We start from the raw sequence: 7677 nt of genomic DNA, 5'->3' as shown, positions 1-7677 counted from the left end.
TTTCTTGTTTTATCAGGGGCTTAGCTGCGCCGACGACGCACCGTCACCACAGCCGCCAGCCCGGCGGCGGACAGAACCAGAACACCCAGCACCAGGCTCAGCTGGGCGGCGTCCCCGGTCTGGGGCACGTCAGTCTCAGGCTTCTGGGTGGCCTCGGGATTGGTGGAGGTCTCCGGGGCGGGGGAAGGCCCCGCCTTTGGTGGGTCTTTGGTGACTTTCTGCCCACCCAGAAAGTCACCCCAGCTTCAGCGCGTCTCCCCTCGCCAGGGGAATTGCCCAGGTGAAACGTTCCGCCTTTACAACTCGGAAACAACTTCTTGCTGACTTGTCCAAAGCCCTGTGATAAGATGAAGGTACCATAAGCATGATGGGGAGAGGAGAAACACCATGGCACACATACTCATTGTGGAGGACGAAGAAAATATTGCCCGCATGATTGCCGCCACCCTGGAGATGGCGGGCTACACCTGTCAGAGCTGCATGGACGGGTCCAAGGCGGTGGAGCTGGTGCAGCCGGGGGTGTTCGACCTGGTGCTGCTGGACGTGATGCTCCCCGGCATGGACGGCTTCCAGGTCATGGAGCACCTGCGGGGTGTGGGGGTCCCGGTGATCTTCCTCACCGCCGTGCAGCAGGTGGGGGACAAGGTGCGGGGCCTGCGGCTGGGCGCCGAGGACTACATCACCAAGCCCTTTGAGACCCTGGAGCTGCTGGCCCGGGTGGAGGTGGTGCTGCGCCGCCGGGGCGGCGGCGTCCGGGTGCTCACCTACGGCCCCATTGTCCAGAACCTGGACAGCCACACCGTCACTTTGGACGGGGAGCTGGTGCCCCTGGCCCCCAAGGAGTTTGAGCTGCTGCGGGTCTTCCTCCAGCACCAGGACCTGGCCCTGAGTCGGGAACGGCTCCTCTCCATGGTGTGGGGCTATGAGTACCAGGGAGAGAGCCGCACCGTGGACATCCACGTCCAGCGGCTGCGCCAGAAGCTGGACCTGTCCCAGCGCCTGGTGACTCTGCCCCGCATCGGGTACCGCCTGGAGAAGCTGCCATGAAGCTGTGGCAGAAGATCTTTCTCTCCACCCTGGCCCTGATGGTGTCCATCACTGCCCTGTCTTCGGTGCTGCTGCTGCGCTCCACCCGGGATGCCCTGTGGCAGCGGGAACAGCAGCGGGCCATCACCCAACAGCAGTACATGGCGGGCATTCTGAAAGCGGGCATTCTCAACCAGCGGCTGCGGCTGGGTGTGGTGCTGCTCCAGGAGGATCAGACCCGGGAGACCGCCATCCAGACCCTGGAGCAACAGGCCACCGACGACTATCTGGCGGGTCTGATGCTGCTGGACCAGGAAGAAAAGGCGGTGTGGAACCAGCTGCCCGCCGGGGTGGTCCCACCCACCGCCGAAGATGACAGCCTCACCCAGTGCCAGCTCCAGGCGGGCGACACCGCCGGGGAGTGGTATCTGGTGTGCTCTATGCCCCTGACCCTGGAGTCCGGGGAGTACCGTTTGGTAGCCGCCTACTCGGTGGGCGACCTCCAGCGGGACCTGAACCTCCAGGCCCTGCGGTCGGTGGGGCTGAGCCTGGGCATCAGCCTGTTGGCCGCCGTGCTGCTGCTACTGTTGGTGCGGCGACTGCTGCGCCCCCTGGGCGCCCTGCGGGAAAACGCCCGCTCCATCGCCGGGGGCAACTACGACCAGCGGCTGGACATCCGCAGCCAGGACGAGCTGGCCGACCTGGCCCAGGACATGAACGCCCTGGCCCAGGCGGTACAGGAGCGAGTGGAACAGCTGGAGCAGGTGGCCGAGGAGCGGCGGGTGTTCGTGGGCAACCTGGCCCACGAGATGAAGACCCCCCTGACCTCCATCATGGGCTATGCCGACCTGCTGTACCTGCCCAAGACGGTGTCCGACCCCCAGCGGGTGGAGTATTCCGGCATCATTCTGGAGGAGGCCAAGCGGCTGCGCTCCTTGTCGGCCAAGCTGCTGGAGCTTCTCACCGTGGGCAGCGTCAACCTCACCTTCGAGCCCACCCCCCTGGACCAGGTGGTGGGCGAGGTGGCGGTGAGTCTGGAGCCCCTGCTGGCCCAGACCCAGTTGACCCTCTCCTGTTCCTGCCCTCCCCTGTCCATCGCCATGGACCGGGAGCTGTTCAAATCTCTGCTGTACAACCTGCTGGACAACGCCCGAAAGGCCAGCCCCACCGGGGGGCGGCTGTCCTTCACCGCCCAGGCGGAGGGAGAGAAGGCCGTTTTGAAGATTCGGGACTGGGGCCAGGGCATCCCCCCCGAAGAGCTGGAGAAGATCTGCCAGCCCTTCTACATGGTGGACAAGAGCCGCAGCCGCAAGGCGGGGGGCGCTGGCCTGGGTCTGGCCCTGTGTCAGGCCATTGTGGTGGCCCACCAGGGCACCATGGAATTCTGGAGCCAGGAGGGAGAGGGCACCCAGGTGACCCTCACCTTCCCGCTGTGTCAGGAGGTGGACGGCCATGAAGACGTCTAATCGCCGCCCCTGGCTATTTGTCCTTTTGACCGTCCTCATTTTGCTGGCCGGAGGCATGGCCGTGGGGATGGCCGCCCGGCTGGTGGTGGTCCCCCAGGCGGGCAAAACCGTGGAGGTGGACACCCCCACCATCCCCTCGGTGGTGGGCCAGAGCAAGGAGGAAGTGGTCTTTTACCCCTGGAATCGCTACGAGGAAGAGACGTTTGAGAGCAACCTCTCCCAAGAAATGATCAACCAGCAGCTGGGATGGCTCACCTACAATCTGGAGCAAATCCCCTCCATTTTGGGGTTCACAGGTATGCAAGATAGCGTAAACCAGGGCAAAATCCGCAACAACACCGGATATTGGACAGACTGCCCCGTGACCACCCAGAGCGGCCTGCCCGCCCTGTTGGATGTGGCCTACGGCCAGGATTACCAGGATTCCGGCATGACCTGGGTGGCCCGCTCCACCGGAGAGCCCCCCACTCGGACCCAGAAAGAGGCAGCATTGGCACAGGTGCAGCAGGATGTGTGCCAGCTCTTCTCCCCCCACGCCTCTCACACGATAGAGGAACTGTTGTTGGAGATATGGGAGCAGCTGGACCAGACTCCCTACATGGAGTCCGGGGGAATCTGGTATGAGGCCAATGCCGCCACGATGCTCGGCAATGTACTCTCCCAACTGGGGCGGGTGCGCGATACCTTGAACCTGGATGAAAGCGCCCCGCTCCAAACCCAGTTGGAGCAGATTTCTGCCGCGCTGGAGGTGGCCGACTGCTGGGTACAGCTGGTCACCACCCAGCGGCAGGTGGTGGTGGTGCTCACCACTTCCCACTCCGATGTGAACAGCTGGTACTCCGTGGGACTATATTATGATGTGGTACTGGAGGGATATAGCGGAATCGCCATCAATGGCAGGTCCGGGTATGGATATTGATACAACTTCGATACAACTTCATGGGAGATTTCTTGCCCCCTTTTGCCTCATACTGTCTGTAGAGATAGAAATTGGTGAAAGGGGGCTTTTCTATGTTCCGAACAGCACGTCATAAGCTCCACTGGTACACAGTCGGGGCCATTGGCCTTTGTCTGGCTGGCGGATTGCTCCTGGTGGCCATCACCCCCCACGCCTTCTCACCCGCAGCTGCCACGCCCTTTTGCACTCCGTCTGCCTCCATGTCCTCGCCCACACCCACAACGCCGCCTGTTCCCACAGCACAGCCCACACCCACAGCACAGCCCGCTCCCACAGCACGGCCCGCTCCCACAGCACGGCCTGCTCCCACAGCACAGCCCACACCCACAGCACGGCCCGCTCCCACAGCACGGCCCGCTCCCACAGCACGGCCCGCTCCCACAGCACAGCCCGCTCCCACAGCACAGCCCGCTCCCACCACCCCGGCAAAGCCCCAGAGGGGGGTAACGCTGCAACGGCAAAATCCCCAGTTGCCCAACGGCTGTGAGGTCACCAGTCTGGCCATGGTGCTGGGCTGGGCCGGATACCCGGTGGATAAGCTGGAGCTGTATGAAGGGTATCTCCCCCGCCAGGACTTCACCGAGACCCCGGAGGGGTGGAAGGTGGGGGGCAACCCCGAGGACGTGTACGTGGGGGACGCCACCTCGGAGCTGGGGGGCTGGTACTGCTTCGAGGGGCCCATTGTCCAGGCGGGCAACGCCTACCTCCAGGACCAGGGCAGCGATTGGGCCGTCCGGGCGGTGTCCGGGCTGTCCCAGCGGCAATTCAACGGATATCTGGAGGACGGCGTGCCCCTGGTGGCCTGGGTGACCCTGGACTACACCGCCCCGGTGGCCAGCCTCCGCTACTGGTACCTCAACGACAATACCTTCTACCAACCCTATGCCAACCTCCACTGTGTGGTGGTGGTGGACTATGGGGAGGAGGGCTACCTCACCGCCGACCCTCTGGAGGGGTGGCAGTGGGTGGAGGAGTCCACCTTCTGGGACATCTTCGACGCCATGGGCCGCCGGGCGGTGATCATTAATGAATAATGATGAATGAAAAATGAAGAATGCAGGCCCTGAACCTTGCCGCATTTCTTGGGCTGCTGGGCGTAGGGGAGGGGCACAGAAACGGAATAAGATAAGAGCGAATAGGTAAGAAGTATCGTTTCTGTTGCTGCCCTGGTATTGCCCAGGTCTTCGGGCCGGGCAAGCCACGGCCCCTACCACAGCACAACAAGAGGTGCGGCGGTATCTTTTCGCTCCCTCCGGGAGGAAGGCTTTGGGTCGAAAAAAAGATGAAAGCAACCCAAAGGGCTGCTTCCATCTTGGTATGTTTGAGAAAATTGGGGAGCATTACTCCTCCATGAGCTTCTCCATCTCGTCCAGCAGAGTGCCGAACAGGTCCAGAGCGTCCTGGATGGGGGCGGGAGAGGACATGTCCACGCCAGCGCCCTTCAAAAGGTCGATGGGGTCCTTGGAGCAGCCGCCGGACAGGAAGCCCAGATAGTCCTCCACGGCGCTCTCCCCGCCCTTGAGGATGCGGCGGGACAGGGCGATGGCGGCGGAGTAGCCGGTGGCGTACTGATAGACATAGTAATTGTAGTAGAAGTGGGGGATGCGGGCCCACTCCAGAGCGATCTCGTCGTCGGACACCATGTCGGGGCCGTAGTACTTCTCGTTGAGAGCCTTGTACTCGGCAGAGAGCAGGTCGGCGGTGAGGGGCTCGCCCTTGGCGCACAGCTCGCCCATGCGCAGCTCGAACTCGGCAAACATGGTCTGGCGGTACAGGGTGCCCTTGAACTGCTCCAGGAAGTGGTTGATGAGGGCGGCCCGCTCGCGCTTGTCGGTGGTGCGCTGCAGCAGGTACTCCATGAGCAGGGCCTCGTTGCAGGTGGAGGCCACCTCAGCCACGAAGATCACATAGTCCCGGTACACGGGAGCCTGGGTGCGGTTGGACAGGTAGGAGTGGGCGGCGTGGCCCATCTCGTGGGCCAGGGTGAACATGCTCTCCAGGTTGTCCTTGTGGTTGAGCAGCACGTAGGGGTGGCACAGAGCCCCGGCGGAGTAGGCCCCGGAGCGCTTGCCCACGTTCTCCCGCACGTCAATCCAGCGGTTGTCAAAGCCCTCCCGGATGATGGCCCGATACTTCTCCCCCATGGGGGCCAGGGCGTCAAACACGGTGTCCTTGGCCTCAGCATAGGGGATGACCTTCTCCCCGCCGGACACCATGGGGGCGTAGATGTCGTACATGTGCAGCTCGTCCACGCCCAGCAGCTTCTTGCGCAGGCGGATATAGCGGTGCATCTTGTCCAGGTTGGCGTTCACCGTCTGGATGAGGTTGTGATACACGCTCTCGGGCACCCGGGTGGAGTCTACGGCGGCGGCCAGAGCGGAGGGGTACTTGCGGGCGTTGGCGTAGAACTGGCGCTGCTTAGCCTCGGCGTTGAGAGTAGCGGCGGCGGTGTTGCGCACGCTGCCATACACCCCGTAGAAGGCCTCAAAGGCGTTTTTCCGCAGCACCCGGTCCTCGCTCATCTGGGTGGGCACAAAAGCGCCGTTGGACAGGGGCACCTCGTTGCCCTCCCCGTCGGTGGTGGAGGGGAAGGTGAGGTCGGCGTAGGTGAGCTTGGCGTACACGTCGCTGGGGGCCTGGGCCAGATCGGCAGCGGCGGCCAGCAGCTTCTCCTCAGCGTCGGAGAGCACGTGGGCCCGCTTCTCCTGGATGATGGTCAGGTAGCGGCGGTACAGCTCCAGGCCGGGCTCCTCCTGGAAAAAGCCCTCCAGCTTGGCCGGGTCGATGGTCAGCAGCTCGGGGGTCTCAAAGGCGATGGCGCCGTTGATCTCCACGGCCAGAGAGCTGATCTTGCCCTCCATGGCCTGGTACTGAGCCACGCGGGTGTCCTGGTCCCCCTTGCGGTAGGCGTAGTTGGCCAGGTTGTTCAGCAGGGTGTCGGCCTCCTGGCACAGCTCCAGGTACTCCAGCAGGGTGGCGCCGCTCTCGCCCAGCCGCCCGGCGTAGGCGGACAGCTTGTCCACGTAGGTCTGAGCCACCTCAAACTCGGCCTGCCAGGCGGCGTCGTCGGCGTACAGGTCGGTGAGGTTCCAGGTCTCCTCCACGGAAACCTGGTCGCGCTCGGGAATGGCATTCATCTGAGACATGGGAAATTCCTCCTTGGGATTTCAGTATGATAAAGAAATCATAGCACAGAACTGGGTTTCTTGCAACCCTCCCGGCGAAACACATGCACCCGGAAGTCCGCCGTGACGGTGAGCTGCTCCAGCTGCTCCAGCCGCTCCACCCCCGCCCGGGGGGTCTTCCAGGCGTAGGGGGTCATGCCAAACAGGGCCTGAATGGACGCCTGGTCCGGCAGGGTGAAGGTGGTGGTCACAGGTAGGATGTCCACATAGGAGAACCCCTCATACTCCACCCGCTCCTCGGGGTTGGGGTAGGGGGTGTCGTAGAGCACCGCCTTCATCTCCATGAGGTGCTGGGGGGCGGGCACCACGTAGACAAACAGCCCGCCTTTTCGCAGCACTCGGCGGTATTCCTCCAGGGCCAGAGGGGCGAAGCAGTCCACCACCACGTCCACCGCCTGGTCCGCCACGGGGAGATGGTACACCGAGGCCACGGCAAACTCCCCCTCTTTTACCCGTCGGGCCGCCTTTTTCAGCCCCGCCTTGGACAGGTCCACCCCGGCGATCTCTACCCCCGGCAGCTGGGCCAGGCCCTGGGTGTAGTACCCCTCGCCGCACCCCACGTCCAGGATTTTGGGATTCTGTCCCCCGTGGGCGGACACAACGGTGCAAAGAGTCTCCCGCAGAGGGGCATAGTAGTCCCCGTCCAGAAAGGCGGTGCGGGCGGCGATCATAGCTTTGTCGTCCCCGGGGTTGGCGGAGTGCTTCTGGTTGGCGGGGAGCAGGTGGACGTACCCCTCCCGGGCCACATCGTAACAGTGGCGGTTGGGGCAGGTATAGGTGCGGCCCTCCCGGGTGAGGGGGGCTCCACAGATGGGACAGCGAAACAGGCTCATGGCGATCTTCCTTTTGGTGGTTTGTTTTTCTCTATCTTATCCAAAACTGCACCAAAAGGCAAGGCCTGTAGGGCGGACGGAGAGGGCTTGCACTCCTCCGATTTCTCAGGCAGAAACCAGCGCCCCAGCCGGGGACGCTCCGCTGGGGTAACTTTCTGACTGGGCAGAAAGTCACCAAAGACCCACCAAAGGCGGGGCCTTCCCCCGCC

General features: G+C 63.4%; 8 protein-coding genes. 4 read left to right on the top strand and 4 right to left on the bottom strand.

From position 1 onward, the window contains the following. Positions 1–20: 20 nt before the first annotated feature. On the bottom strand, positions 21–128 hold the full coding sequence (locus B5F12_RS11925) for an LPXTG cell wall anchor domain-containing protein (RefSeq protein WP_158096810.1): 108 nt from the start codon (positions 126–128) through the stop codon (positions 21–23). 259 nt (positions 129–387) lie between these two features. Between B5F12_RS11925 and B5F12_RS11325 the strand changes: the two genes are divergently transcribed. From B5F12_RS11325 to B5F12_RS11315, 3 genes are read left to right on the top strand one after another with little or no spacing between them, the layout of a single operon-like run. Continuing rightward, complete coding sequence (locus tag B5F12_RS11325) at positions 388–1047, top strand: response regulator transcription factor (RefSeq protein ID WP_087234467.1); 660 nt, start codon at positions 388–390, stop codon at positions 1045–1047. Further along, on the top strand, positions 1044–2492 hold the full coding sequence (locus B5F12_RS11320) for a HAMP domain-containing sensor histidine kinase (RefSeq protein ID WP_087234466.1): 1449 nt from the start codon (positions 1044–1046) through the stop codon (positions 2490–2492). Before B5F12_RS11325 ends, B5F12_RS11320 begins: the two co-directional genes overlap by 4 nt. Continuing rightward, positions 2479–3411, top strand: coding sequence for a hypothetical protein (locus B5F12_RS11315; protein WP_087234464.1), 933 nt, complete (start codon positions 2479–2481; stop codon positions 3409–3411). Before B5F12_RS11320 ends, B5F12_RS11315 begins: the two co-directional genes overlap by 14 nt. 180 nt (positions 3412–3591) lie before the next feature. Here B5F12_RS11315 and B5F12_RS11920 read toward each other — a convergent pair whose 3' ends face one another. Further along, on the bottom strand, positions 3592–3855 hold the full coding sequence (locus B5F12_RS11920; RefSeq protein ID WP_158096809.1) for a hypothetical protein: 264 nt from the start codon (positions 3853–3855) through the stop codon (positions 3592–3594). A gap of 44 nt (positions 3856–3899) precedes the next feature. Here B5F12_RS11920 and B5F12_RS11915 point away from each other — a divergent pair, with 44 nt between their 5' ends. After that, entirely contained in the window at positions 3900–4484 is a 585-nt protein-coding gene (locus B5F12_RS11915) for a C39 family peptidase (RefSeq protein ID WP_275532707.1), read from the top strand. 306 nt (positions 4485–4790) lie between these two features. Here B5F12_RS11915 and pepF read toward each other — a convergent pair whose 3' ends face one another. Then, positions 4791–6596, bottom strand: coding sequence for an oligoendopeptidase F (gene pepF, locus B5F12_RS11305; protein ID WP_087234460.1), 1806 nt, complete (start codon positions 6594–6596; stop codon positions 4791–4793). 38 nt (positions 6597–6634) lie between these two features. Beyond that, positions 6635–7468, bottom strand: coding sequence for a putative RNA methyltransferase (locus B5F12_RS11300; protein ID WP_087234458.1), 834 nt, complete (start codon positions 7466–7468; stop codon positions 6635–6637). Positions 7469–7677 lie beyond the last annotated feature (209 nt).

Origin of the sequence: Pseudoflavonifractor sp. An176, from assembly GCF_002160435.1 — a bacterium.
Classification (GTDB): domain Bacteria; phylum Bacillota; class Clostridia; order Oscillospirales; family Oscillospiraceae; genus Enterenecus; species Enterenecus faecium.
Note: the sequence above shows the minus strand (reverse complement) of the source record. Positions and strands in the feature narration are given on the sequence as shown.

What these genes read in the sequence shown, in the direction of transcription:
- B5F12_RS11325 (WP_087234467.1), top strand. Translation starts at nt 388, where the DNA reads ATGGCACACATACTCATTGTGGAGGACGAAGAAAATATTGCCCGCATG.
- B5F12_RS11320 (WP_087234466.1), top strand. Translation starts at nt 1,044, where the DNA reads ATGAAGCTGTGGCAGAAGATCTTTCTCTCCACCCTGGCCCTGATGGTG.
- B5F12_RS11315 (WP_087234464.1), top strand. Translation starts at nt 2,479, where the DNA reads ATGAAGACGTCTAATCGCCGCCCCTGGCTATTTGTCCTTTTGACCGTC.
- pepF (WP_087234460.1), bottom strand. Translation starts at nt 6,596, where the DNA reads ATGTCTCAGATGAATGCCATTCCCGAGCGCGACCAGGTTTCCGTGGAG.
- B5F12_RS11300 (WP_087234458.1), bottom strand. Translation starts at nt 7,468, where the DNA reads ATGAGCCTGTTTCGCTGTCCCATCTGTGGAGCCCCCCTCACCCGGGAG.